This window comes from Bordetella genomosp. 2 (genome assembly GCF_002261345.1).
GTDB lineage: Bacteria > Pseudomonadota > Gammaproteobacteria > Burkholderiales > Burkholderiaceae_B > Bordetella_A.
Genome location: NZ_NEVT01000006.1, coordinates 518,777 through 541,781 on the forward strand (window position 1 = coordinate 518,777; position 23,005 = coordinate 541,781).

Below are 23,005 nucleotides of genomic sequence, written 5' to 3' on the forward strand. Positions count from 1 at the left end.
CTCGCGCCGTCAAGGCTTGAACGGCGCCGCGTCGATCGGCAGCTCCAGCCCCGACATCTGCGCGGTCAGCAAGGCGGCGCTGCCGCAGGCCAGCGTGAACCCCAGCGCGCCCTGGCCGATGTTCAGCCACAGGTTGTCGGCCGCCCGGCTGGCGCCGATCAGGGGCTTGCCCGTCGGCGTGGCCGGCCGCTGCCCGGCCCAGGGCACCGCCTGGCTCAGGTCCAGCCGCGGGAACGCCTCGCCGACCTGGCGCTTGAGCAGCGCGATGCGCGCCGGCTCGATGTCCGCATCCGGGCTGCCGATATCCACCATGGCCGCGATGCGCAGCACCCGTCCCAGGCGGGCATAGACGATGCGCCGCTCGTAATCGGTCACGCTGATGGCCGGCGCGGTCTGGTCGTCCGCCGCCAGGGGCACGCTCAGGCTGTAGCCCTTCAGGGGATACAGCGGCACGTCCTGGCCCAGCGGCTTGAGCAGCGCGCGGCTGCCCGTGCCGGCGGCGATCACCACCGCGTCGGCGCCGATGTCGCCGGCCGCGGTCTCGACCGCGACGATCCTGCGGCCCTCGCGGCGCAAGGCCCGCACCGGGCTGGCCATGCGGCATTCGACATTGCCCAGCGCCTTCAGGCGCCGGAACAGCGCTTCGGTGAACTGCCGGCAATCGCCCGCCTCTTCGCTCGGGGTATACACGGCGCCGGCCAGGCTGCTGCCCAGGCCCGCCAGCGCCGGCTCCAGCGCCAAGGTCTCGGCGGCATCGAGCACGCGCTGCTCGGCGCCCAGCGCGGCCTGGTAATCCACCAGTTTGCGGGCTTTCGCCAGCAACTCCGGGCTGCGATAGGCGATCAGCTTGCCGTTGCGCACATGGCTGAAATCGAGCGGCTCCTGCTCGAGCAGTTCGTGCATCACGTCGCGGCTCAGGTAGGACAGCGCCTGCAGCTGCGCCGTGGAAGCCCGCGCCACCGAGGCCCGGCACGCCAGCGCGAAGCGCAGGCACCACAGCCATTGGTGCGGATCCAGCCGCGGGCGGAAGCGCAGCGGCGAATCGGCGTGCAGCAGCCAGCCCGGCACACTCGGCAACACGCCGGGGCCGGCCAGCGGCGCCACATAGCTGTAGCTGAGCTGCCCGCCATTGGCATAACTGGACACCGTGGCCGGGCGCGCCCGGCTGTCCACCAGCACCACCTCGTGACCCTGGCGGGCCAGGAAATAAGCCGACGTCACACCCACGACGCCGGCTCCGATGACACAGACCCTCATGGAAAACCCTGATAAGACAGACTCGGGCCCATTCTGTAACGGTGCCGCCCCGCTGGCAAATTCCAAACTCGCGGGTGGGCATAACCTAAGGTTCGGGAGCGGGTGGGCGCCGGGCGCATGCCGGCGAATTCAGGCTGCCCGATGCAGCCGCACGATGGCGCCCCTGGTGGGCTCGCGAACCAGGTCGGCCAGGCTATGGCGGTTCAGGCTGTCGTAGAACCCCTGCAGACTGTCCGCCAGCACGCCGGACAGGCGGCAGGAACCGTTCAGCGCGCACGGCGGTTCGGCGCAGTTAATCAGCGGGCCCTGGTGTTCCAGCGCGCGCACCAGGTCGCCCACCGGATAGTCGGCCGCCGGGCGCGCCAGCCGCAGGCCGCCGCCCTTGCCGCGGGTGGTGGACACCCACCCCTGCGTCGCCAGGAAATGCACCACCTTGACCATGTGATGGCGCGACACGCCGAAGCGCGCGGCGATCTCGGGGATCGTCACGGGCATGTCGCGGCCATCGCTTTGCGTCAGGTACATCATGACGCGCAGGCCGAAATCGGTGTAGCGGGTCAGCTGCATGCGGCCAGACTATACCGTCTTACCGTCTATGCGCCCGGCCCGCCCGTGCCGAACACTTCGGCATGGATGCGCTCGGGCGCCACGCCCAGCCGCGCCAGCGCCTGGCGCTGGGCGCTCATGAAGGGCAGCGGGCCGCACAGGTAGTAATCGGCGTCGGGCAGCACCGCCAGGTCGCGGATCGCCTGCAGGTCCATGCGGCCCACGTAGTCGTAGTCGCGTCCCGGCCGGTCGCCGGCGCCCACCGTTTCGTAGTACACGATCTTGCGCACGTTGGGCCGCGCCGCCGCGGTTTCGTTGATGTGCTCTTTCATCGCGTGCACCGAGCCGTCGCGGCAGGCATGCACGAAACGGATCTGCCGGCCGTCGTCGCGCGAGACCAGGTGATTCAGCATCGACACCATGGGCGTCAGGCCCACGCCGCCGCTCAGCAGCACCACCGGCGCGGGGCGGCCGGTTTGCAGCACGAAGTCGCCCTGCGGCGGCGCCACGTCCAGCACGTCGCCTTCATTGATACGGCCATGCAGCACATTCGACACGCTGCCGGCCGGCGCGCCGCCGGCCCCGCCCTCGCGCTTGACCGAAATGCGCAGGCGCCCCTGGCCGGGCGCATCCGACAGACTGTACTGGCGCGGCTGCATCATCCCCAGCTCGGGCACGTAGACACGCAGCGAAATGTATTGCCCCGGCAGGTACTCGGGCACCTGCCCGCCATCGGCCGGCACCAGGTAGAACGAGGTGATCTCGGCGCTCTCGGGCGCCTTGCGCTCGACCCGGAAGGCGCGCCAGCCGGTCCAGCCGCCGGGCTTGGCGGCCGACTGCGCATACAGGCGGCTTTCCTCGGCGATCAGCAAGTCGGCCAGTTGCCCATAGGCGGCCGCCCAGGCGGCGATCAGTTCATCGGTGGCGGCCTCGCCCAGCACCTCGCTGATCGACGCCAGCAAATGCTTGCCGACGATGGCGTAGTGTTCCGCCCGTATGCCCAGGCTGACATGCTTGTGCACGATGCGCTCGACGACCGGCACCAGCACCGAGGGATCGTCGATGTGCTCGGCGTACGCGGCCACCGCCGCCGCCAGCGCCTGCTGCTGCTGCCCGCCCTGCTGGTGCCCCTGGTTGAAGACCTGCTTCAGTTCCGGGTTGTGGTGGAACATGCGGGCGTAAAAATGGCGGGTCAATGCCTCGCCATGGGTTTTCAGGACGGGCGCGGTGCCCTTGACCAGCGCGCGGACTTCCTGGCTCAACATGAATACGGCTCCTTCGACGGCGTTTGCGATTTAAACATGTATTTATAATACATCTTCAATCGCCACCTCGCTGCCACCATTCAGTCAGGTCGCTCATCAGGCGTTTGCGCGCCATGCTGCCGGGCGGTTAAAACAACAGTTTCGCCGTACTCACCACAAAGGTTTTCACCATGAGCAGCATCCCGCTCAAGACCCGCCTGTCCGAGGCCGTCAAGGACGCCATGCGCGCCCGCGACTCGCAGCGCCTGTCCACCCTGCGCTTCCTGGTCGCCGCGGTCAAGCAGAAGGAAGTCGACGAGCGCCGTGAACTGAGCGACGCCGACGTCACCGCCATCATCGAGAAACAGGTCAAGCAGCGGCGCGAATCCATCGCCGCCTTCGAGCAGGCCGGCCGGCTCGAAACCGCCGCCCAGGAAACCGCCGAGCTGGACGTGCTGCGCGAGTTCCTGCCGCAAGCCGCCTCGCCGGAAGAAATCAGCGCCGCCATCGACGCCGCGCTGGCCGAAGTGGCCGCCCAGGGAATCAGCGGCGCCCCCGCCATGGGCAAGGTCATGGCCATCCTGAAACCGGCGCTGGCCGGCAAGGCCGACATGGCGGCCGTCTCGCAGCAGGTCAAGCAGCGTCTGGCGTAACGGCCGGCGGCGGGCCGAACAGGTCCAGGTCGGCCTGCCGCGCTTGCGCGGAGCTGTCGCTGAAATTGCTCATCCCCACCCCCGCCAGCCGGTAGCGCGTGCCGGCCGGCAGGTCGACGCGCCCGCGCAACTGGCGGGCCACCTCGGCCAGCATGGCCGCCGACTCCGGCGCGCGCGCCAGCGTCAGCGTGCGGGTCAGGATGCGGAAGCGGTCGGTCTTCAGCTTGAGCACCACGGTGCGGCCGATGGCGCCCTTCTTGAGGCCCTGCTCCCACACTTTCACGGCCAGCCGCTGCAGCGGCTCGTCCAGCGCCTCCAGCGGCAGGTCGGTAAGGAACGTGGTCTCGGCCGAAATCTGCTGCAGCGGCGCATCGGTCTGCACCGCGCGCTCGTCGATGCCCTGCGACAGTTCGTGCAGGCGCACGCCATAGCGGCCGAAATGGTGCTCCAGCTCGGCCGCCCCATACTGTCGCAAATCGCCCACCGTGCGCACGCCCAGCGCCTCCAGCCGCGCCTGCATGACCTTGCCCACGCCCGGCACCTTGCGCACCGGCAGCGGCTGCAGGAACGCCAGCACCTGCGCCGGCTTGATGACGAACAGGCCGTCGGGCTTGTTCCAGTCCGACGCGATCTTGGCCAGGAACTTGTTGGGCGCCACGCCGGCCGAGGCGGTCAGGCGGGTCTCCGCCAGGATCTCGCGGCGGATGGCGCGGGCTACCTCGGTGGCCGACGCCAGGCCCTGCTTGTTGACCGTGACGTCCAGATAGGCCTCGTCCAGCGACAGCGGCTCGATCTGGTCGGTATGGCGCGCGAATATGCCGCGCACCTGGCGCGACACCTCGCGGTAGCGGGTGAAATCGGGCGGCACGTACACCGCGTCCGGGCACAGGCGCTGTGCGCGCGCCACCGACATGGCCGAATGCACGCCGAAGCGCCGCGCCTCGTACGAGGCCGCGCACACCACCGAGCGCGGGCCTTCCCAGGCCACGACCACCGGCAGCCCGCGCAAGGCGGGATTGTCGCGCTGCTCGACCGACGCGTAGAAAGCGTCCATGTCGATGTGCACGATCTTGCGCGTGGACGAAAGCATGTCTTACGAAACGACAAAGCGGAAAAGGGAATATTATGGCGCGCTTGTCACGCTTTCATCGCCACCGCACGCCTTCATGACCACGCCCGCCTCCCCCGATTACTTCGGCCTGAACATTCCCCTGATGAGCCTCATGGGCCTGATCCCCGACCGCATCGGCCCGGACACCGCCCGCACCCTGCTACCCTGGCGCGCCGACCTGACCAACAGCCGCGGCGATATCCACGGCGGCACCCTGATGAGCGTGCTGGATTTCACGCTCAGCGCGGCAGCCCGCGGCACCGATGCCAGCCTGGGGATGGCCACTATCGACATGACCACCAGTTTCCTGTCGCCGGGCACGTCCGACCTGGTCATCGAGGCCCGCTGCCTGCGGCGCGGCGCCTCCATCGCCTTCTGCGAAGGCGAGATCCGCGGCGCCGACGGCCAGCTCGTGGCCAAGGCGTCGGCCACCTTCAAAGTCATCAAGCGCCGCCCGGGCGGCGACTGACGCGGCCCGAACCGTAAGACCCTTCCGATTTAATCGGACATCCGTCATCGCCGCCGATTATCGCGCTAGTCTCCGCCCCTCAACGACATAACGAAGGAGACATGCGCGATGCACGCAAAAGCAGCCGTCAATCCGGCCCCGCTGGGCCTGGCCGGGTTCGCCCTCACCACCATTCTGCTCAACATCCACAACGCCGGGTTCTACCCCCTGAACGTCATGATCATGGCCATGGGCGTGTTCTTCGGGGGCCTGGCCCAGCTCATCGCGGGCATCATGGAATCCCGCCAGGGCAACACCTTCGGCACGGTGGCATTCGTCTCTTACGGGGCGTTCTGGCTGTCGCTGGTATTCATCTGGGCCATGCCCGCGGCCGGCCTGCCCGCCGCCGACGCGGTGTCCATGGGCTTCTACCTGGCGATCTGGGGCGTCTTCAGCTTCGCCATGTTCATCGCCACGCTGCGCGGCAAGACCATCGGCCGGCTGGTGTTCGGCTCGCTGGTGCTGCTGTTCTTCCTGCTGGCGCTGGCCACCTTCACCGGCAGCCATGCCCTGCACGTGATCGCCGGCTACGAGGGCATCCTGTGCGGCGGCCTGGCCCTGTACGAGGCATCGGCCCTGATCATCAACGACAAGTTCGAACGGCAGGTGCTGCCCCTGTAGCGGCCGGCGGCCAGCGCGGCCGCGGCAGCGTCCGGGCTTCCTAGGACGGCCGCGGGTCGCCCGGCATGTACGACACGCATGACGGCACGCCATAGACGATCGCCTCGCGCATGGCGCGCACCGCGTCGCGGTTCCAGATGCCGCGCCCCCACATCGTGATGTCCACTTTCGACTGCCGCTCGTTCAGCGCCGCGATGCGCACGCGCGCCACGTCGGCGCCGGTAAAGGGCGCCACCACCCGCAGCGAGGCGCCGCCGCCGCCCTGGTCGAGCCCGCCCACCACCTGGTAGGCTCCCGAGCCGCGCAGGCAGCGCTCGGCCTGCGCATTGGCGGCCTGATAGGCATCGCGATAATTCGACTGGGCGGTGAAGGAATCCGAGGGCGAGCTCCCGTCCGCGGAAATCCCGCTGGAGCATCCCGCCAGGGCCACGGCGCAAGCCGCCGCCGCAACTGCAATTCTGATCATGTTGACTCCCGTTACGTGGCTGCGATTATCCCGCAATCGGGGATCGTCCCGCCAGCGCGCCGGCCCGCGCCCCGGTTCGACGCCGCCAGCGGCCTGTGGCATGATCGGCGCATACCGCCGGGCCTGCCCGGCGCAGGAGATCCGCCTTGCCCAACGCCACGTCCCCCGCCCGCCGGCCGCCGCCCCTCTATCCGCTGAAAGACTTCTTCCGCAACCCCGACCGCGGCTTCTTCCGCCTGTCCGACGACGGCAAGACCCTCGGTTTCATGCAGCCCGTCGCGCTGGACGACCACCCGCCGCGCATGAACATCCATGTGCAGGCGCTGCAGGACGGCCGTCCGGTCGGCGCGCCGCGCCGCCTCACCGGCGAAACCGCGCGCGACATCAGCAATTTCTTCTGGAAAGGCGCCGACATCGTGCTCTACCAGAAGGACTTCGGCGGCGACGAGAACTTCCACGTGCTGGCCGTCAACGCGCACACCGGCGCGGCGCACGACCTGACGCCCTATCCGGGCGTCCGCGCCGGCATCGAGGACGACCTGCCCGACGACCCGGACCACGTCCTCATCAGCCACAACCAGCGCGATCCGCAGGTATTCGACGTCTATCGCGTCAATGTGCGCACCGGCGCGGCGGTGCTGGTGGCGCAGAACCCCGGCAATGTGGTGGGTTGGCAGACCGACCACGCCGGCAAGGTGCGCGCCGCGCTCACCAGCGACGGGCTGGAGACCACCCTGCTCTATCGCGACGACGAAGGCGCGCCGTTCCGGCCGCTCATCACCACCGACTACCGCACCACGGTCAGCCCGGCGTTCTTCACCTTCGACGACCGCAAGTTCTATGCGCTGAGCAACCGCGGCCGCGACACGCTCGCGCTGGTCATCATCGACCCCGCCGCGCCCGACGCGGAAGAACTGGTCTACGCCACCGACCAGGTCGACCTCGACGCCGCCGGCTATTCGCGCAAGCGGCGAGTGCTGACCCTGGCCGCCTACCAGACCGACAAGCCGCGCCGCCATTACTTCGACGCCCACACCGAGGCCCTGTACCGCCAGCTCGAAACGCTGCTGCCGGGGTACGACGTGGCGCTCCAGGGCTGGAACCGCGACGAGGACACCTTCATCGTGGCCGCCTACAACGACCGCACCCCGGGCGCGCGCTACCTGTTCCAGTCCGTCACCGGCGCGCTGCACAAGCTGGCCGATATCAATCCGTCCATTCCCGAAGCCGACATGGCGCCGGTGCGGCCCATCCAGTACACCAGCCGCGACGGCCTGATCATCCACGGCTACCTGACCCTGCCCGCCGGCCGCGAACCGCGCGGCCTGCCCTGCATCGTCAACCCGCACGGCGGTCCGTGGGCGCGCGACGGCTGGGGCTACAACCCGGAAATCCAGTTCCTGGCCAATCGCGGCTTCTGCGTGCTGCAGATGAACTTCCGCGGCTCCACCGGCTATGGCCGGCGGTTCTGGGAAGCCGGCTTCGGCCAATGGGGCCTGGCCATGCAGGACGACATCACCGACGGCGTGCGCTGGCTCATCGACCAGGGCATCGCCGATCCGGCCCGCATCGGCATCTATGGCGGCAGCTACGGCGGCTACGCCACCCTGGCCGGCATCGCCTTCACGCCGGACCTCTACGCCGCCGCCGTCGATTACGTCGGCGTCTCCAACCTGTTCACCTTCATGAACACCATTCCGCCCTACTGGAAGCCGCTGCTGGCCAAGATGCACGACATGGTCGGCCACCCCGAGCGCGACCGCGAGCGCCTGGCCGCCACCTCGCCGGCGCTGCACGTCAACCGCATCCGCACCCCGCTGCTGATCGCCCAGGGGGCGCAGGATCCGCGCGTCAACAAGGCCGAAAGCGACCAGGTGGTACAGGCGCTGCGCGAGCGCGGCGTCGAGGTCGAATACCTGGTCAAGGACAACGAAGGCCACGGCTTTCACAATGACGAAAACAAGTTCGAGTTCTACGCGGCCATGGAGGCCTTTTTCGTCGAGCACCTGAAACCATAAAAAACGGGACAAATCGGCCCGGACGGTCACCCGCACCCTTGGCATGTTTGGTTACGGAAACCTAAACCCCCGCGGGCGGGTCTATCCGGTTCTGACCTAGAATCGGCAGCAATGAATACCCCTGAGCACCAGAAATCCGCCCCCGCGCGGGGCGCCAAACGACGCCTGCCCAAATCCCTCCTGGCCAAGGCCGCCGTGGCCCTGGGCGGGCTGGCCGCCTGCGGCGCCGTTTTCCTGACCCTGGCCATCGCCCTGGCCTGGCCCAGCCTGCCGGCCCTGCACGCGATGACCGACTACCGGCCCAGCGTGCCGCTGCGCATCTATACCGCCGACCGCGTCCTGATCGGCGAATTCGGCGAGGAACACCGCAACGTGCTGCGGTTCCAGGACATCCCCCTGGTCATGAAGCAGGCCATCCTGGCCGCCGAGGACGACAGCTTCTACGAGCACGGCGGGATCGACTGGATGGGCATGCTGCGCGCCGGCCTGGCCAACATCGTCAGCATGTCCAAGTCGCAGGGGGCCAGCACCATCACCATGCAGGTGGCGCGCAACTTCTACCTGAGCTCCGAGAAAACCTACTCGCGCAAGTTCTACGAGCTGCTGCTGACCTTCAAGATCGAATCCGAGCTCACCAAGGACCAGATCCTCGAGCTCTACATGAACCAGATCTACCTGGGACACCGCGCCTACGGCTTCGCAGCCGCCTCGCGCACCTATTTCGGCAAGCCGCTGTCCGAGGTCACCGCCGCCGAGGCGGCGCTGCTGGCCGGCATCCCGAAGGCGCCGTCGCGGTCCAACCCCATCACCAACCTGGACCGCGCCAAGGCGCGCCAGCACTACGTGCTCGGCCGCATGCAGGCGCTGGGCTACCTGACGCCCGAGCAGACCCAGGCCGCGCTCGAGCAGCCGCTGCTGATCCGCGGCAGCGAGGGCGCGCAGCCCAGCGGGTTCACGGTCCATGGCGAGTACCCGGCCGAGCTGGTGCGCCAGATCATGTACGGCATTTTCCAGGACGAAACCTACACGCGCGGCATCGACGTCTACACCACCATCGACTCCAAGGCCCAGCAGGCGGCCTACGAGGCCGTGCGCGCCGGCGTGCTCGACTACACCCGGCGCGCGCGCTACCCCGGGCCGGAGGACCAGCTCGACCTGCCCGATGGCATCGAACAGGACACACAGGCCTTCGAGGAGATCCTCGACGGCGTCCAGGAAGAATCCCCCGACAGCGATGGCCTGCTCTCCGGGGTGGTGCTGTCGGCCAGCCCCACCGAGGTCAAGGTGGCGCGCAGCGCCAGCGAAATCATCACCGTGTCCGACAAGAAAGCCCTGGCCGTGGTGGCGCGCGCGCTCGACCCCAAGGCCGACGATGCGCTGCGCATCCGGCGCGGCTCGGTCGTGTACCTGCACAAGAACGGCGACACCTGGGAAATCGTCAACATGCCGGCCCTGCAGGCCGCGCTGGTCTCGATGTCGCCGCAGGACGGCGCGATCCGCGCCCTGATCGGCGGCTTCGACTTCTACCGGGGCTCGTTCAACCGCGCCACGCAAGCCTGGCGCCAGCCGGGCTCGACCATCAAGCCCTTCGTCTACGCCGCCGCGCTCGAGCGCGGCATGACCCCGGCCACGCAGGTGTCCGACCAGCCCTTCGTGCTCACCGTCGAGCAGACCGGTTCGCGCCCCTGGGCACCGAAGAACGACGGCAACCGCTACGAGCCGATGCAGACCCTGCGCCAGGGCCTGTACCGGTCCAAGAACATGGTGTCGATCCGCATCCTGCAGGCCATCACGCCGCAGTACGCGCAAGACTACCTGACCCGCTTCGGCTTCCAGAAAGAGCGCTGGCCCGCCGTGCTGCCGCTGGCCCTGGGAGCCGGAGGCGCCACGCCGCTGCAAGTGGCCGACGCCTACGCCGTGTTCGCCAACGGCGGCTACCGGGTGCCGCCCTACCTGATCTCCCGCGTCACCGACCGCGCCGGCGAAGTGCTGATGGAGGCCCAGCCGACCGTCGCCGGCGACGACGCCGCGCGCGCCATCGACCCGCGCACCGCCTGGGTCATGGACGACATGCTGCGCGACGTGGCCTCCATCGGCACCGGCGCGCGCGCCAAGCGCACGCTGCAGCGCGACGACGTGGCCGGCAAGACCGGCACCACCAACGACGCCGTCGACGTCTGGTTCGCCGGCTACACCCCCGCGCTGGTCACCACCGTCTGGATGGGCTTCGACCAGCCCAGGTCGCTCGGCACCAACGCCTTCGGCAGCGGGCTGGCGCTCTCGACCTGGCTCGACTACATGAAGCCCGTCCTGGCCGACGTGCCGGTGCAGCCGCAGCGGCCCATGCCCGGCGGCCTGATCACGCACAACGGCGAGTACTATTTCTCCGAATTCCCCCCCGGCCAGGCGGTGGCCTCGCTGGATCTCTCCAGCGGCGACACGTTGACGGACTTCCTGAACAACATGCGCCAGAGCGACGACGCGCCCACCCGCGTACGGCCGCTCGATGCGCCGCCCGAGGGCGGCCTGCCCACGCCGTCGATCGCCGTGCCGCGCGTCGGCCAGGCTGCCCCGCCCGCCGTGCCGGCGTCGGCCAGGCCGGCCGCCGGCTCTCCCGCCGAGCCGGACGCATCCGCGCTGGCCATTCCCGTGCCCAAGGCGCCCGGTCCGGCCAACGCCCGGCCCATCACCGCCCCGCAGGCCATGGAATCCCGCCCGCTCTGACGGCGGCCGGGGCCGCCCGGGCCCGCCAATGGGGCGTCGTCCAGGACGCCCCGGCCCGCCCCTTGCCGGCAAAAATCTGGCGGACGCGGCAGAGATCACGATGAGAATCGATATTGTTCATGATATCGTTCAGGTTTTAGTCAATTCTCCTGCCTTCCATGACCGCCGCGACCACCGTCAAGACCTGGTACCTGGTCCACAAATGGACCAGCCTGGTCTGCACCCTGTTCTTGCTGGTCATCTGCCTGACCGGGCTGCCGCTGATCTTCCATCACGAAATCGAGCACCTGCTCGACGAAGGCAAGCCGGTGGCCGAGCTTCCCGAGGGCACGCCCAACATCAGCCTGGACCAGGCGGTGGCCCAGGGCAAGGCGCTGTACCCCGCCGAGCACATCGACTACCTCTTCATGGACGACCACGAACCCCAGATCTGGGTCGGCATGGTGCCGGAGCTCGGCAAGGGGGTCGAAAAAGGCCATGCCGTGCGGGTGGACGCGCGCACCGCCGAAGTCCTGCACGACGGTCCGCTCTATGCCGACGACCGCTTCTCGTTCATGGGCATCATGCTGGCGCTGCACGTGGACCTGTTCGCCGGCCTGCCGGGCGAGCTGTTCCTGGGCTTCATGGGGCTGCTGTTCGTGGTGGCCACCGTATCGGGCGTCGTGCTGTACGGCCCGTTCATGAAAAAGCTCGAGTTCGGCACCATCCGCGCCGGACGCTCGACGCGCCTGAAATGGCTCGACCTGCACAATCTGCTGGGCATCGTCACGCTGGTGTGGGTGTTCGTGGTGGGCCTGACCGGCGTCATCAACGAGCTGTCCACGCCCTTGTTCCGCCTGTGGCAGTCCACCGAGCTGCCGCGCATGCTGGCGCCCTACCAGGGCCGCAGCGTGCCCACGCAGCTCGCCTCGGTGCAAAGCGCCGCCGACACGGCCATGAAGGCGGTGCCCGGCCGCGAAGTGTCGTTCATCTCGTTCCCCGGCAACGCCTTCGGCAGCCCGCATCATTACATCGTATGGCTCAAGGGCAATACGCCCCTGACCTCGAAGCTGAACACCCCCGTGCTGGTCGACGGGGTCACCGGCGAACTCAGCGCGGTGGCGCGCATGCCCTGGTACCTCACCGCGCTGGAGCTGTCGCGGCCGCTGCACTTCGGCGACTATGGCGGCATGCCGCTCAAGATACTCTGGGCCCTGCTCGACGTGATCGCCATCGTGGTGCTGGGCAGCGGCTTGTACCTGTGGCTGGCCCGCCGCAAGGCGACCGACGCGCGCGTCGCCGAACTGGTGCGCCGCCACCAACAGGCGGCGACGCCCCAACGGAGCCCCGCATGACCCCCCGCAGCCGCTTCTGGTTCATCTGGGGCGCCCCGATCGTGCTGGGCGTGCTGAGCGTTTTCGGATTGCTCGCCGCCCTGCTGGGCACGGGCCTGTGGCACTGGGCCTCGTGGCTGTCGCTGGCGGCCCTGCTGGTGGTCATCGCGCGGTACTGGTGGTTCCCTCCGTCCAGGAATTGAGGCCGCGCGCCAGCCGCCGCGCTAGCCCTTGAAGCGTTCCGGGTCCGGGCCCAGCCGTCCGGTCTCGGGCAGGCCGTCGATGGCCGCCATGTCCTGCGCCGACAGCTCGAAATCGAACACATCGATATTGGCGCGGATGCGCTCGGGCGTCACGGACTTCGGAATCGCGATCAGCCCGTTCTGCATATGCCAGCGCAGCGCGACCTGCGCGGCCGACTTGCCGTGTTTCCTGGCCAGCGCCGCCAGCGTCTGGTCCTGCATCACCGTGCCCTGGCCCAGCGGGCTCCAGGATTGCGTGGCGATGCCCTGGTCGGCATGAAACGCCCGCAGGGCCTTCTGGGTGAACCCGGGATGCAGCTCGACCTGGTTGACCGCCGGCACCACGCCGGTCTCGTCGATCAGCCGCTGCAATTGCGCGGGCGGAAAATTGGACACGCCGATGGAGCGCGCGCGGCCGTCTTCCTTCATGGCCACCAGCGCGCGCCAGGCATCCAGGTACTTGTCGCTGCCCGCCACCGGCCAGTGGATCAGGTACAGGTCCACATAGGCCAGGCCGAGCTTGCGCAGGCTCTCGTCCATGGCCCGCTGCGCCGCGTCGTAGCCGTGCTTGTCGTTCCATAGCTTGGTGGTGACGAACAACTCCTTGCGGCCCAGCCCGGCCGCGCGCAGGCCCTCGCCCACGCCCGTCTCGTTACCGTAGATGGCAGCGGTGTCCACCAGCCGGTACCCCGCCGCCAGCGCCTCTTTCACGCAGCGCGCCGCCTCGTTGTCCGGGACTTGCCAGACGCCCAGGCCCAGCTGCGGAATCGTATTGCCGTCGTTGAGCTTCACTACGGGAACCTTCGCCATGAGACCTCCGATGTCAATGGGTTGGGTGCGGACTCCCCCGCACGAACGGGTTTTCCCTGGCATGATAGCGCCGCGGCCGCGCAGCTCCCAATGCGTGGGCCTCAGGCGGGCAGCGCCTGGCGCAGGATGGCGCCGCAGGCCACCACCAATTGCCCGGCGCACTCCGCCATGGCCTCCTGCATGCGGTGCCTGGGGCCGGCCACGGCAATCGCGAAAGTTTCCTGGTGCAACACCAGCGATGTCGCCACCGCCCACACGTCGTCGACATTCTCGCCGCGCGTCTGGAAATACCCCTGCCGGCGCCCCCCGCTGGATGTCCGCCCACAGGGCCTGCGGATCGGTCAGCGTGGCCGCCGTGACGCCGGCCAGGGCATGGGTGGCGAGCCAGGCCTTCAAGTCGGCTTCTTTCATGCAGCCCAGCAGGGCCTTGCCGATCGAGCTGGAATGCAACGGCTTGATTTCGCCCGGCCGGGCCGAATAGCGGATCGAATGCAGTCCCTCGAGCACTTGCAGGTAGACCACCGCGTCGCCCTGCCGCTTGCCAAGGATCACGGTTTCGCGCAAGGCATCGCGCAGCCGTTCCAGCACTGGCGTCATGCGTTCGACGAACGGGTCCTGCGCCAGGATATCGCGCGCTACGTCGAACAGGCGCTTGGTCGGATACAGGGAGCGCGGCCGGGTCAGCGAATACAGGTACCCGCGCGCGCCCAGCGTGGCCACGATGGCATGGCAGCTGCTCTTGGGGATGCCCGTGGTTTCGGCCAGTTCGGTCAGCGACAGCGGCCGCTGGCTCGCCTGGAAAGCCTCGAATATGTCGAGTATGCGCTCGATGGCGGTGACGCCGGAATCTGCCATGCGGGTCCTCCCGGATAAGCGGCGCAGGGTCCCTTCCCCGCGCGCAAACCGCACCCCGATGGCCTTCGTCGGCCGTTCGGGCGCCGTTTGTTCAGAATATCGAACTTTCGTCCTTGATGCAGAACAAAAGTCTGCCTAGCATGACGGCGGCCGGCACACACGGCTCGCGGCCGGCATGCGCCGGCCGCCAACAAGGAGAGAGACATGCGCTACGTTCGCCGGGCCGCCGCCCTATTCCTGTCGCTTGCCCTGGCCGGGCCGGCCGCCGCTGCCCAGGACTATCCCGACCATCCCGTGCGCATTGTCGTGCCGCAGACGCCGGGCGGGGCCTCCGATACGCTGGCGCGCATCATCGGCCAGCGGCTGGGCGATAGCTGGCAGCAATCGGTGGTGGTCGAGAACCGCGCCGGCGCCGGCGGCAACCTCGGCATGGAAGCCGTGCTGGGCGCCGACGCCGACGGCTACACCTTGCTGATGAGCTACGTCGGCACGCAGGCCATCAACGGCGCCCTGTACAAGCAGTTGTCGTTCGACCCGGGCACCGACTTCGCCCCGGTGGCCACGCTGGCCACCCTGCCCTTCGTGCTGGTCACCCGCCCGGACGCGCCCTTCAGGTCCGTGCAGGACGTGATCCAGGCGGCCCGCCAGGGCCGCATCACCTACGGCTCGGCCGGCAACGGCTCGGTCAATCATCTGCTGGGGGAAATGTTCAGCAGTGCCGCCAAGGTCCCGCTGCAGCACGTCCCGTACCGGGGCGCGGCCGCCGCGCTGCAGGACCTGCGCGGCGGCCGCATCGACGTGGTGTTCACCAGCCTGCCGTCGGTGGCCGGCTCGATCAAGAGCGGCGCGCTGCGGCCCATCGCCGTCACCAGCGCGCGCCGCGCCAGCGCCTTCGACCATATCCCGACCATTGCCGAGGCCGGCCTGCAGGGTTTCGACGTGACCCCCTGGTTCGGCCTGATGGCGCCCAAGGACACCCCGGCCGAGCGCATCGCCAGGATCAACCGCGACGTCAATGCCGCGCTGCGCGACCCGCAGGTGATCGAGCGCTTCACCGCGCAAGGCGCCGAGCCTTATGCCACCAGTCCCGAAGAATTCGCGGCCCTGCTGCGCGCCGACGTCGCCAAGTGGGGCGAGGTCGTGCGCGCCTCCGGAGCCAGCGTGGATTGACAAGTCCCCGCGCGGCGGCGGGACTTTCCGGCCGCCGCGCACGGCGTGGCCGATAATGCCGGCAGCGCGGCCGATGGGCCGCGCGCCGTCACTCTCCCGCACGCCATGTCCCCGCCAGCCTCCCCCCGCCCCGAGCGCGGCAGCCTCGCCACGCTGCGCACCCTGCTTCCCTACCTATGGCCACGCGGTCGCCACGGCCTCAAGGCGCGGGTCGTCATTGCCCTGGCCAGCCTGCTGGCGGCCAAGGCGGCGGTGGTGTATGTGCCGATCCTGTACAAATCGGCCATCGACGAACTGGGCAAGAATACCGGCGGCGCGGTGGTCGTGCCGGTCGGCCTGATCCTGGCCTATGGCGCCGCGCGGGTCTTTTCGCTGCTGTTCTCCGAACTGCGCGACGCGGTGTTCGCCCGCGTCGGACAACACGCGATCCGCGCGGTCGGACTGCAGATTTTCCGCCACCTGCATGCCCTGGCACTGCGCTTTCACCTGTCGCGCCAGACCGGCGGGCTGACGCGCGCCATCGAGCGCGGCACCAAGGGCATCCAGACGCTGCTGTCGTTCCTGCTGTTCAACGTGCTGCCCACCTTCTTCGAGATCGGCCTGGTGTGCGTGGTGCTGTGGCGCATGTTCGACATCTGGCTGGCCGCCGCCACGGCCCTCACCGTGGCGCTGTATCTGGCGTACACCCTGGTCGTCACCGAATGGCGCACCAAGTTCCGCCGCCTCATGAACGAGACCGACTCCGAGGCCAACACCAAGGCGGTCGAGAGCCTGCTGAACTACGAGACGGTGAAGTACTTCGGCAACGAAGAGCACGAGGCGCGCCGCTACGACGCATCGCTGACCCGCTATGAGCGCGCCGCGGTGCGCAGCCAGGTCAGCCTGTCCATCCTCAACATCGGCCAGGCGGTCATCATCTCGGCCGGCCTCACCGTGGTGATGTGGATGGCCGCCCGCGGCATCGCGGCCGGCCGCTACACCCTGGGCGACTTTGTGCTGGTCAATACCTACCTGCTGCAACTCTACGATCCGCTCAGCTTTTTCGGCTTCATCTACCGCGAGATCAAGCAGTCACTGATCGACATGGAACGCATGTTCGAACTGCTGGGCCAGCAGCGCGAAGTGGCCGACAGCCCGGGCGCCGCCCCGCTGCGGCTGGCCGGCGCCGAGGTGGAATTCCGCGACGTCGTGTTCGGCTACGATCCGCGCCGCCCCATCCTGAAAGGCGTGAGCTTCCGCATCCCGGCCGGCCGCACGGTGGCGGTGGTCGGCACCTCGGGCGCCGGCAAGTCGACCCTGGCGCGGTTGCTGTTCCGTTTCTACGACGTGGACGGCGGCGCCATCCTGGTAGACGGCCAGGACGTGCGCAGCGTCACCCAGGCCAGCCTGCGCGCGAGCATCGGCGTCGTGCCACAGGACACCGTGCTGTTCAACGACACCATCCACTACAACATCGCGTACGGGCGGCCCGGCGCCAGCGATGGCGAAGTCCAGGCAGCGGCGCGCCTGGCCCATATCCACGAGCTGGTCATGAGCATGCCCGACGGCTACCGCACCATGGTGGGCGAACGCGGCCTGAAACTGTCGGGCGGCGAAAAGCAGCGCGTGGCCATCGCCCGCACCATCCTGAAGAACCCGTCGATCTTCCTGTTCGACGAGGCCACCAGCGCGCTCGACACGCACACCGAGCGGGAGATCCAGGCCAACCTGCGCGAAGTCAGCCAGGGCCGCACCACGCTCATCATCGCGCACCGGCTGTCCACCATCGCCGATGCCGACGAAATCATCGTGCTGGGCGACGGCCGCGTGGTGGAAAGGGGCCGGCATGCGGCGCTGCTGGCGCGCGGCGGCCCCTACGCGGCCATGTGGGAACGCCAGCAAGCCGGCGCGGCCGACGCGGCGCTCGCCTGAGCCTGTTTGACACGCCGGCCGTCCTCGCCGAATATCGGCCTCTTTGCGCCCCGTGCCCGCCATGTCCGCCGCCGTCCCGCCCACCGCCGTCCGCGTCTGCGCCAGTGCCGAACTGGCCGACGGCGGCCTGGGCATCAAGCTGCCCGCCGCCGACGGCGACGGCCGCACCACCGTATTCTTCATCCGCTACCAGGGCCGCGTGCATGGCTACCTGAACCGCTGCGCCCACGTCGGCGTCGAGCTCGACTGGGAAGGCAGCTTCTTCACGCGGGCCGGCGACCTGCTCATGTGCGCCCGCCACGGCGCCACCTACCAGCCCGACACGGGGCTCTGCGTAGGCGGCCCATGCAAGAACGGCCGCCTGGTGCCGCTCGACGTGCAAGAGCGCGACGCCGCGGTCTACTGGCTGCCGGCCGGCCGCATCCGGCCGCTCCCCGACGGCGAGGCCGGCGACGCCGCTACGGGGCCAGCCTGAATCCCTGGTCGGTGCCCCATTTGTCGGTTTCACGCAGCCATTTGGCGCCGCACTCCAGGCAGCGGAAACGGTCCTCCCGGCAGCCTTCGCGCCCCTTTTGCTCCGAATGGATGAAACCCTGGTGCCCGAGCCGCGCGTGCGGCGCCACACCCGGCAGGCCGGGCGCAATGGCCTGGCAGGCTACACACATGATGCTCATGCAATACCTCGACACATAACCTGCCAAATTGTAATCGAGCGGCAGGATCGTGTCCGTCCGGCACGCCGGGCGTCAGTCCGGCAGCGCCGCGTAGCACGTAGCCAGGTGATAAGGCGTGGTCGAGGGCATGTCGGCGCGCGCCAGCGAGCCGTCCGGGTTCAGGCATTCGCGCCAGCCGCCCGGATGCAGGAAGCGGTCGCGCAGGCCGGCCAATTGGGCGGCGAGCGCCTGCCAGTCGCCCGACACTGCCAGATAGCGCGCATATTCGGTCTGGGCCCAGATCCGCTCGGTGGCGTCGCCCACCCGCCCGTCTTCATGCAGCGCCGCGCGCACGCCGGCGGTGGCGCCGTCGACCCCATGCTGGCGGGCCCAGCCGCAACCGCGCGGCAGCGCCAGGGCCAGGTCGAGCTCGGCGAACACGGCCGGGGCGCTGTCGAGCAGCACGAACCATTCGAATTGATGGCCCGGCTCGATGCGGTTGTCCGGCGTGCCGACCGGCGCCTCGGCGATGCATTGGCTGGGCGCGTGCAGGAAGGCGTCGGCGACCCCCTGGGCAACGCTCCGCAGCGTCTGCGCGAACCAGGCCGGTTCGGCCACCCGGGCGGCCGCCAGATAAGCCTCGGTCAAGTGCATGATCGGGTTCTGCGCCGGGCCCTGGCGCACTTGGCGCCAGTCCGCCGACAATGCGGCATGGTATAGGCCATCGGGCCTGCGGAACCGCGCCTCGATCAGTTCGGCCGCCTGCAGCAGCATCTGGCGCGCCTGCGTATTGCGCGAACGTTCGAAATACGCGGCGCAGGCAAACACCACGAAAGCGTGCGTGTACAGATCCTGGGTATCATCGAGCGGCCGGCCTTCCGGGTCGATGCTGTAGCGCCAGCCGCCGTGCCGCTCATCGCGGAAATGACGGCACAACGCCTCGAACAGCTGGTCCGCGTGCTGCGCATGCGCCGGCTCCGGCGCGGCCGCATACAAGTACAACTGTCGCGCGCAAGCCATCGCGCGGTAGCGCACCGGCGCCAGCGGCAAGCCGGTATCGCCGGCCACCGCCTCGAATGGCAGGCCCATGCGCTCGTTGAAGCCGCGCCCCATCCAGAGCGGCAGGATCACCTCGTTGAAATGCTGGCGCAGGGCCAGGATGGTGCTGGAGAGTTCAGGAGAAATGACAGCGGTGGTCATCGCTACGCGGCGCGCCGGTTGCGCGCGCCCCAAATGACGAAACAGCGACGATAACCCGGATTTGCGGCGCAACCGGCCCCACCACTGATCGAGCATCATGGTGGGGCGCCCGGCGTGCAGGCCCGTCAGCGAAAGATGTTTTCTTCGACCCAGTTCTGGGCGAAGATCTCGGCCCGGTCGCGCGCCTCGTGCAACGAGGCGCAATCGCCCAGATAGGAAAAGGCGGCATCCACTTCGGTGCCCCCCTTCGGCCGTTACCGTCAGCAGTACACCGTATCCGCCGGTATCCATGGCCGCTGTGGAAACGTCGATCAGTACTTCCTGGTCATGATGCTGCATGGCTTCCTCCCAGTCGGTTACCCCAACGCGTAAATCCACGCGTGGCGCTGGCGGGGTCCATTTATCAGGTCCGCATGACAATTGGACGCGCGGGCGGCACGCAAGTTCATCTTACTGGGGCCGGGCCGGAAAAACGCCCGTAGATTCCCTAACCGAGGTGAATGGCGCCGGGAGATTCCATGCGCAGGGCCAGCCGGCCCTTGTCGGTCAGCTCGAGGTGGCCGGTGTCGTTTTCGCGCACGCAGCGCAGGACCAGCAGGGCCTCGGCAAGGTGCTCCGGCACCCGTTCGCGCGCCACTGCCCCGCCGTCGGCGACGAACTGCAGCCATTGCGCCAGTTCGCCTTGTTGAATCTTCATACGCGCCATGGCGTCCATCGTTGAGTAGTGCTGTAGCTACGATAGCACATGGCCGGCCAGGCCCCCGAGCGGCGAGCCCCGCCGCCGTAACAGCCTTGAAACGATTTTCCGCTTGCCGGGGGTGTCGGGCAGCGCTAAATTGAAAGTGCCGGGCGTTCTGACACCCATGCGTGCGAAACCCGGCAAGAGCGCCCCAGACTCGTCCCGAGCTGGGGCGCTCTTCATTGGACGCCCGCCACCGCGCGGGAACTCACTGGCCGTAGACAGGCTCGCCCGATTCGCCCACTCGCTTGATTCTCTTCAGCAGGCGCTGCGCCCGCCGCTCGGCCTCGGCCAGCTGGCTGCAAGGCTCGCAGTCCGGCGCCCGCCACACCTGCTCGGTGTCGGGGTCGCCGTCCACATACGAGCTGACGGCCAGTTGATATTGTCCCGACCGCAACTCGATCACATCGCAGTGAATACGATACCCATCGATACGCACGCCCTTCGCGATATTCACGCCGGCCCTCCGGGTTGCAAGAGTCAGTCACGCTTGCAGGGTATTCGCGGAATGCGACAGGATAATTTCATTATCATGGCCAGACTATGACTGCGCCGGCCGGGCCGCCCGCCCTTACTGCAACGAGGACACGCCATGATCGACCACCTGGACCACCTGGTGCTGACCTGCACCGACCCCGAGGCCACTATCGATTTCTACACGCGCATCCTGGGCATGCGCCTGGAGACTTTCGGCCAGGGCCGGCGAGCGCTCTGCTTCGGCAACCAGAAAATCAACCTGCACGTGCGCGGCAGCGAATTCGAGCCCAAGGCCCACTTGCCGGTGCCGGGCGCGCTCGACTTGTGCTTCATCGCCGACCGGCCACTGGACAAGGTCATCCTGCGGCTCGAAGCGGCGGGGGCGCGCATCATCGAAGGACCGGTGGCGCGCACCGGCGCCACCGGAAAGATCCGCTCGGTCTATCTGCGCGATCCCGACTTGAACCTGATCGAGATATCCGAGCTCGCTACGGAGACTTGATCAGGAAGCTCCGCCAGTCTTGGGCATGGTGGCCGGCGCGCCTGTGTTCGACTGCATCAGCTGGCTGGCGCACAGGTCGGCCGCCCCGTCCACCGGGGTCTTGGCATCGCCGAACGTCACCCAGCCGCCCTCCTCGATCATGGTGTCACGCTTCCAGGAGTCCGCCGATTGCAGCGCGGCCAGCTTGGCCTGCGCGTCCGGCGCGGCCAGGAAGCGGTGCACGCATATGCCCGCCGCCAGCTGCGCCACTGCCGCCTCGGTGGAAGCCTGCGCCTGTTCGGTCGCGGTCTTGCTGGTGACCCAGCCGCCGGCGGTGAAGCCGACGATCATCGTCAGCACGGCGGTGCCCACGCATGACCAAAACCAGATGGTCTTGGTCGGTTTGTAATCGCTCCAGGCCGTCATGGCTCTATTCATCATTTGCCTCCTTGGTGGTTGCGCATGGGAAAAAACTCCACAGCGCGCGGCCCACTGTAGTGCAGTTCAAGCCGCAAAGTAGGACGGAATTACCCTTACCTGATGTAACACCCGCGGCATGGCGCTTGCTGCAATTGCCACGTCATCCTCCGGGAGAACGCAATGAGCGACAACTTGCAAGACCGCGGACCGCGCGATCGGGCGCGCGTGAATATCGATGAAGAGTGGGAGCGCCGCTATTGGAGCGAACAGTTCGGCGTCACGCTGGAGCAATTGCAAGAGGCCGTCCATCAGGTCGGCCCTTCAGTGGAGGCGGTGCGGTCCTATCTGGCCACGCCGGCAACCGGCCGCACCACCTGAACCGCCTTGCGCGGGCGCGCGCAAGGCGGTGCGCGCCTAGCTAGGGCTTGACGGCCACTTTCAGCACGTTGTCGCGCTGGTTGGCGAACAGCTCGTAGGCCGCGACGATGTCGTCGAGCGGGTACTCGTGCGTCACCAGCAGTTCGAGATTGACGCGGCCCGACTCGACCACGTTGAGCAGGCGCCGCATGCGCTCCTTGCCGCCCGGGCACAGCGCCGTGACGATCCGGTGGTCGCCCAGGCCGGCGGCGAACGCGTCGAGCGGGATGCGCAGGTCCTGCGAATACACGCCCAGGCTCGACAGCGTGCCGCCCGGCTTCAGGACACGCAGGGCAGATTCGAATGTCGCCTGCGTGCCGAGCGCCTCGATGGCGGCGTCGGCGCCACGGCCGCGGGTCAGCGACATGACCTCCTCGACCACGTCGCATTCCTTGAAGTTCAGGGCCACGTCGGCGCCCATCTTGCGGGCGATGTCGAGCCGGTGTTCGTTGCCGTCCACCACGATGATGGTGGTGGCGCCGGACAGGCGCGCGCCGGCCGTGGCGCACAAGCCGATGGGCCCCTGCGCGAACACCACCACGGTGTCGCCGATGCGGATGCCGGCATTCTCGGCGCCCTTGAAGCCGGTCGACATGATGTCGGGGCACATCAGCACCTGCTCGTCGCTCAGGCCGTCGGGAATCGGTGCGAGATTGGCCTGGGCGTCCGGCACCAGCACGTACTCGGCCTGGGTGCCGTCGATGATGTTGCCGAAGCGCCAGCCGGCGGTGGCCTTGTAGCCGTGGCACCCGCACAGGCCGCGCGGCACCAGGTAGCTGCCATCCTGCGAAGGCGCGCCATCCTGGGCGGCGTAGGAATTGAAGTTGGGGCAGATCGCGCCGGCGATGACCCGCTGCCCTTCTTCGTATCCCACCACCGCGCTGCCCAGTTTCTCGATGATGCCGACCGGCTCGTGGCCGACGGTCAGCCCGGCGGCGACCGGGTATTCGCCCTTGAGGATATGGATGTCGGTACCGCAGATCGTGGTGGTGGTGATGCGCACCAGCGCATCGTTGGGGCCCACGTCGGGAATCGGTTTGTCGGCAAGCTCGATGCGGCCCGGTTCGACGAATACGGCGGCTTTCATCATGGCGGTCATGGTCGATCTCCTTCGGTTCGGATTTCCATGAGACTCCGCCGCGACCGCCGCCACAAGTCGGTAGCGTCGC

24 protein-coding genes and 2 pseudogenes are annotated in these 23,005 nt (G+C 68.4%); 12 read left to right on the plus strand and 14 right to left on the minus strand.

What is annotated here, in order from left to right; translation table 11 throughout:
* Positions 1 to 9 precede the first annotated feature (9 nt).
* The 3 genes from CAL24_RS12615 to hmpA all read right to left on the minus strand — a co-directional run bounded on the left by CAL24_RS12615 (position 10) and on the right by hmpA (position 3,068).
* A complete protein-coding gene (locus tag CAL24_RS12615) occupies positions 10 to 1,257 on the minus strand; it encodes a D-amino acid dehydrogenase (protein ID WP_028355877.1) in 1,248 nt (415 codons plus the stop codon).
* Between the two features lie 129 nt (positions 1,258 to 1,386).
* Positions 1,387 to 1,824 carry an Rrf2 family transcriptional regulator gene (locus CAL24_RS12620; RefSeq protein WP_028355876.1) on the minus strand — a complete coding sequence of 146 codons (438 nt, stop codon included), beginning with the start codon at positions 1,822 to 1,824 and terminating at the stop codon, positions 1,387 to 1,389.
* 26 nt (positions 1,825 to 1,850) lie between these two features.
* Positions 1,851 to 3,068 carry an NO-inducible flavohemoprotein gene (gene hmpA / locus CAL24_RS12625; RefSeq protein ID WP_094806882.1) on the minus strand — a complete coding sequence of 406 codons (1,218 nt, stop codon included), beginning with the start codon at positions 3,066 to 3,068 and terminating at the stop codon, positions 1,851 to 1,853.
* A 170-nt stretch (positions 3,069 to 3,238) separates the two neighbouring features.
* On the opposite strand from hmpA, the gene CAL24_RS12630 reads away from it, so the two are divergent.
* On the plus strand, positions 3,239 to 3,700 hold the full coding sequence (locus CAL24_RS12630) for a GatB/YqeY domain-containing protein (RefSeq protein ID WP_094806883.1): 462 nt from the start codon (positions 3,239 to 3,241) through the stop codon (positions 3,698 to 3,700).
* Here CAL24_RS12630 and dinB read toward each other — a convergent pair.
* On the minus strand, positions 3,681 to 4,790 hold the full coding sequence (dinB, locus tag CAL24_RS12635) for a DNA polymerase IV (protein WP_028355873.1): 1,110 nt from the start codon (positions 4,788 to 4,790) through the stop codon (positions 3,681 to 3,683). The two genes, CAL24_RS12630 and dinB, sit on opposite strands and share 20 nt — an antisense overlap.
* Before the next feature lie 76 nt (positions 4,791 to 4,866).
* Here dinB and CAL24_RS12640 point away from each other — a divergent pair, with 76 nt between their 5' ends.
* Positions 4,867 to 5,280, plus strand: coding sequence for a PaaI family thioesterase (locus CAL24_RS12640; protein WP_028355872.1), 414 nt, complete (start codon positions 4,867 to 4,869; stop codon positions 5,278 to 5,280).
* 108 nt (positions 5,281 to 5,388) lie between these two features.
* Positions 5,389 to 5,940 (plus strand): acetate uptake transporter, encoded by a 552-nt coding sequence (locus CAL24_RS12645; RefSeq protein ID WP_094806884.1) that lies wholly within the window; start codon positions 5,389 to 5,391, stop codon positions 5,938 to 5,940.
* A 40-nt stretch (positions 5,941 to 5,980) separates the two neighbouring features.
* Here the strand turns inward: CAL24_RS12645 and CAL24_RS12650 are convergent, their stop codons facing one another.
* A complete protein-coding gene (locus tag CAL24_RS12650; protein WP_094806885.1) occupies positions 5,981 to 6,406 on the minus strand; it encodes a BPTD_2524 family lipoprotein in 426 nt (141 codons plus the stop codon).
* Positions 6,407 to 6,552: 146 nt separating this feature from the next.
* Here CAL24_RS12650 and CAL24_RS12655 point away from each other — a divergent pair, with 146 nt between their 5' ends.
* The 4 genes from CAL24_RS12655 (at position 6,553) to CAL24_RS12670 (ending at position 12,664) form a co-directional block, all read left to right on the plus strand.
* Entirely contained in the window at positions 6,553 to 8,424 is a 1,872-nt protein-coding gene (locus CAL24_RS12655; protein ID WP_028355869.1) for a S9 family peptidase, read from the plus strand.
* A gap of 111 nt (positions 8,425 to 8,535) precedes the next feature.
* Positions 8,536 to 11,148, plus strand: a complete 2,613-nt coding sequence (locus CAL24_RS12660) for a penicillin-binding protein 1A (RefSeq protein WP_094806886.1) — start codon at positions 8,536 to 8,538, stop codon at positions 11,146 to 11,148.
* Positions 11,149 to 11,306: 158 nt separating this feature from the next.
* Entirely contained in the window at positions 11,307 to 12,482 is a 1,176-nt protein-coding gene (locus CAL24_RS12665) for a PepSY-associated TM helix domain-containing protein (protein ID WP_028355867.1), read from the plus strand.
* The gene (locus CAL24_RS12670; protein ID WP_028355866.1) at positions 12,479 to 12,664 is read left to right on the plus strand and encodes a hypothetical protein; all 186 of its coding nucleotides are present in this window, start codon (positions 12,479 to 12,481) and stop codon (positions 12,662 to 12,664) included. Before CAL24_RS12665 ends, CAL24_RS12670 begins: the two co-directional genes overlap by 4 nt.
* A 21-nt stretch (positions 12,665 to 12,685) precedes the next feature.
* Here CAL24_RS12670 and CAL24_RS12675 read toward each other — a convergent pair whose 3' ends face one another.
* The gene (locus CAL24_RS12675; RefSeq protein ID WP_028355865.1) at positions 12,686 to 13,513 is read right to left on the minus strand and encodes an aldo/keto reductase; all 828 of its coding nucleotides are present in this window, start codon (positions 13,511 to 13,513) and stop codon (positions 12,686 to 12,688) included.
* Positions 13,514 to 13,879: 366 nt separating this feature from the next.
* Positions 13,880 to 14,368: pseudogene (locus tag CAL24_RS24335) on the minus strand (IclR family transcriptional regulator); the annotation flags it as partial.
* A 204-nt stretch (positions 14,369 to 14,572) separates the two neighbouring features.
* Between CAL24_RS24335 and CAL24_RS12685 the strand changes: the two are divergent.
* From CAL24_RS12685 to CAL24_RS12695, 3 genes are all read left to right on the plus strand, one after another.
* Positions 14,573 to 15,538: a Bug family tripartite tricarboxylate transporter substrate binding protein gene (locus CAL24_RS12685; RefSeq protein ID WP_094806887.1), complete on the plus strand. Its 966-nt coding sequence runs from the start codon at positions 14,573 to 14,575 to the stop codon at positions 15,536 to 15,538.
* 105 nt (positions 15,539 to 15,643) lie between these two features.
* Entirely contained in the window at positions 15,644 to 17,449 is a 1,806-nt protein-coding gene (locus tag CAL24_RS12690; protein WP_094807265.1) for an ABCB family ABC transporter ATP-binding protein/permease, read from the plus strand.
* A gap of 61 nt (positions 17,450 to 17,510) precedes the next feature.
* Positions 17,511 to 17,924 carry a Rieske (2Fe-2S) protein gene (locus CAL24_RS12695; RefSeq protein ID WP_094806888.1) on the plus strand — a complete coding sequence of 138 codons (414 nt, stop codon included), beginning with the start codon at positions 17,511 to 17,513 and terminating at the stop codon, positions 17,922 to 17,924.
* Here CAL24_RS12695 and CAL24_RS12700 read toward each other — a convergent pair.
* From CAL24_RS12700 to CAL24_RS12720, 5 genes and pseudogenes are all read right to left on the minus strand, one after another.
* Positions 17,908 to 18,123, minus strand: a complete 216-nt coding sequence (locus CAL24_RS12700; protein ID WP_028355860.1) for a hypothetical protein — start codon at positions 18,121 to 18,123, stop codon at positions 17,908 to 17,910. The genes CAL24_RS12695 and CAL24_RS12700 overlap by 17 nt on opposite strands.
* A gap of 72 nt (positions 18,124 to 18,195) precedes the next feature.
* Positions 18,196 to 19,302, minus strand: a complete 1,107-nt coding sequence (locus tag CAL24_RS12705) for an AGE family epimerase/isomerase (protein ID WP_170947080.1) — start codon at positions 19,300 to 19,302, stop codon at positions 18,196 to 18,198.
* Positions 19,303 to 19,427: 125 nt separating this feature from the next.
* A pseudogene (locus CAL24_RS12710) lies at positions 19,428 to 19,641 on the minus strand (hypothetical protein).
* 148 nt (positions 19,642 to 19,789) lie between these two features.
* On the minus strand, positions 19,790 to 19,999 hold the full coding sequence (locus CAL24_RS12715; RefSeq protein ID WP_419670685.1) for a hypothetical protein: 210 nt from the start codon (positions 19,997 to 19,999) through the stop codon (positions 19,790 to 19,792).
* A 250-nt stretch (positions 20,000 to 20,249) separates the two neighbouring features.
* Positions 20,250 to 20,498: a hypothetical protein gene (locus CAL24_RS12720; RefSeq protein ID WP_028355857.1), complete on the minus strand. Its 249-nt coding sequence runs from the start codon at positions 20,496 to 20,498 to the stop codon at positions 20,250 to 20,252.
* A 135-nt stretch (positions 20,499 to 20,633) separates the two neighbouring features.
* Between CAL24_RS12720 and CAL24_RS12725 the strand changes: the two genes are divergently transcribed.
* Positions 20,634 to 21,020 carry a VOC family protein gene (locus CAL24_RS12725; RefSeq protein WP_028355856.1) on the plus strand — a complete coding sequence of 129 codons (387 nt, stop codon included), beginning with the start codon at positions 20,634 to 20,636 and terminating at the stop codon, positions 21,018 to 21,020.
* Here the strand turns inward: CAL24_RS12725 and CAL24_RS12730 are convergent, their stop codons facing one another.
* Positions 21,021 to 21,440, minus strand: coding sequence for a hypothetical protein (locus CAL24_RS12730; RefSeq protein ID WP_028355855.1), 420 nt, complete (start codon positions 21,438 to 21,440; stop codon positions 21,021 to 21,023). It abuts the gene before it with no gap.
* Positions 21,441 to 21,599: 159 nt separating this feature from the next.
* Between CAL24_RS12730 and CAL24_RS12735 the strand changes: the two genes are divergently transcribed.
* Positions 21,600 to 21,797 (plus strand): DUF3606 domain-containing protein, encoded by a 198-nt coding sequence (locus tag CAL24_RS12735; RefSeq protein WP_028355854.1) that lies wholly within the window; start codon positions 21,600 to 21,602, stop codon positions 21,795 to 21,797.
* A 40-nt stretch (positions 21,798 to 21,837) separates the two neighbouring features.
* On the opposite strand, the gene CAL24_RS12740 is transcribed toward CAL24_RS12735, so the two are convergent.
* Positions 21,838 to 22,935 carry an NAD(P)-dependent alcohol dehydrogenase gene (locus tag CAL24_RS12740; RefSeq protein WP_094806890.1) on the minus strand — a complete coding sequence of 366 codons (1,098 nt, stop codon included), beginning with the start codon at positions 22,933 to 22,935 and terminating at the stop codon, positions 21,838 to 21,840.
* Positions 22,936 to 23,005 lie beyond the last annotated feature (70 nt).

What these genes read in the sequence shown, in the direction of transcription:
- CAL24_RS12615 (WP_028355877.1), bottom strand. Translation starts at nt 1,257, where the DNA reads ATGAGGGTCTGTGTCATCGGAGCCGGCGTCGTGGGTGTGACGTCGGCT.
- CAL24_RS12620 (WP_028355876.1), bottom strand. Translation starts at nt 1,824, where the DNA reads ATGCAGCTGACCCGCTACACCGATTTCGGCCTGCGCGTCATGATGTAC.
- hmpA (WP_094806882.1), bottom strand. Translation starts at nt 3,068, where the DNA reads ATGTTGAGCCAGGAAGTCCGCGCGCTGGTCAAGGGCACCGCGCCCGTC.
- CAL24_RS12630 (WP_094806883.1), top strand. Translation starts at nt 3,239, where the DNA reads ATGAGCAGCATCCCGCTCAAGACCCGCCTGTCCGAGGCCGTCAAGGAC.
- dinB (WP_028355873.1), bottom strand. Translation starts at nt 4,790, where the DNA reads ATGCTTTCGTCCACGCGCAAGATCGTGCACATCGACATGGACGCTTTC.
- CAL24_RS12640 (WP_028355872.1), top strand. Translation starts at nt 4,867, where the DNA reads ATGACCACGCCCGCCTCCCCCGATTACTTCGGCCTGAACATTCCCCTG.
- CAL24_RS12645 (WP_094806884.1), top strand. Translation starts at nt 5,389, where the DNA reads ATGCACGCAAAAGCAGCCGTCAATCCGGCCCCGCTGGGCCTGGCCGGG.
- CAL24_RS12650 (WP_094806885.1), bottom strand. Translation starts at nt 6,406, where the DNA reads ATGATCAGAATTGCAGTTGCGGCGGCGGCTTGCGCCGTGGCCCTGGCG.
- CAL24_RS12660 (WP_094806886.1), top strand. Translation starts at nt 8,536, where the DNA reads ATGAATACCCCTGAGCACCAGAAATCCGCCCCCGCGCGGGGCGCCAAA.
- CAL24_RS12665 (WP_028355867.1), top strand. Translation starts at nt 11,307, where the DNA reads ATGACCGCCGCGACCACCGTCAAGACCTGGTACCTGGTCCACAAATGG.
- CAL24_RS12670 (WP_028355866.1), top strand. Translation starts at nt 12,479, where the DNA reads ATGACCCCCCGCAGCCGCTTCTGGTTCATCTGGGGCGCCCCGATCGTG.
- CAL24_RS12675 (WP_028355865.1), bottom strand. Translation starts at nt 13,513, where the DNA reads ATGGCGAAGGTTCCCGTAGTGAAGCTCAACGACGGCAATACGATTCCG.
- CAL24_RS12685 (WP_094806887.1), top strand. Translation starts at nt 14,573, where the DNA reads ATGCGCTACGTTCGCCGGGCCGCCGCCCTATTCCTGTCGCTTGCCCTG.
- CAL24_RS12690 (WP_094807265.1), top strand. Translation starts at nt 15,644, where the DNA reads ATGTCCCCGCCAGCCTCCCCCCGCCCCGAGCGCGGCAGCCTCGCCACG.
- CAL24_RS12695 (WP_094806888.1), top strand. Translation starts at nt 17,511, where the DNA reads ATGTCCGCCGCCGTCCCGCCCACCGCCGTCCGCGTCTGCGCCAGTGCC.
- CAL24_RS12700 (WP_028355860.1), bottom strand. Translation starts at nt 18,123, where the DNA reads ATGAGCATCATGTGTGTAGCCTGCCAGGCCATTGCGCCCGGCCTGCCG.
- CAL24_RS12705 (WP_170947080.1), bottom strand. Translation starts at nt 19,302, where the DNA reads ATGACCACCGCTGTCATTTCTCCTGAACTCTCCAGCACCATCCTGGCC.
- CAL24_RS12715 (WP_419670685.1), bottom strand. Translation starts at nt 19,999, where the DNA reads ATGAAGATTCAACAAGGCGAACTGGCGCAATGGCTGCAGTTCGTCGCC.
- CAL24_RS12725 (WP_028355856.1), top strand. Translation starts at nt 20,634, where the DNA reads ATGATCGACCACCTGGACCACCTGGTGCTGACCTGCACCGACCCCGAG.
- CAL24_RS12730 (WP_028355855.1), bottom strand. Translation starts at nt 21,440, where the DNA reads ATGATGAATAGAGCCATGACGGCCTGGAGCGATTACAAACCGACCAAG.
- CAL24_RS12735 (WP_028355854.1), top strand. Translation starts at nt 21,600, where the DNA reads ATGAGCGACAACTTGCAAGACCGCGGACCGCGCGATCGGGCGCGCGTG.
- CAL24_RS12740 (WP_094806890.1), bottom strand. Translation starts at nt 22,935, where the DNA reads ATGACCGCCATGATGAAAGCCGCCGTATTCGTCGAACCGGGCCGCATC.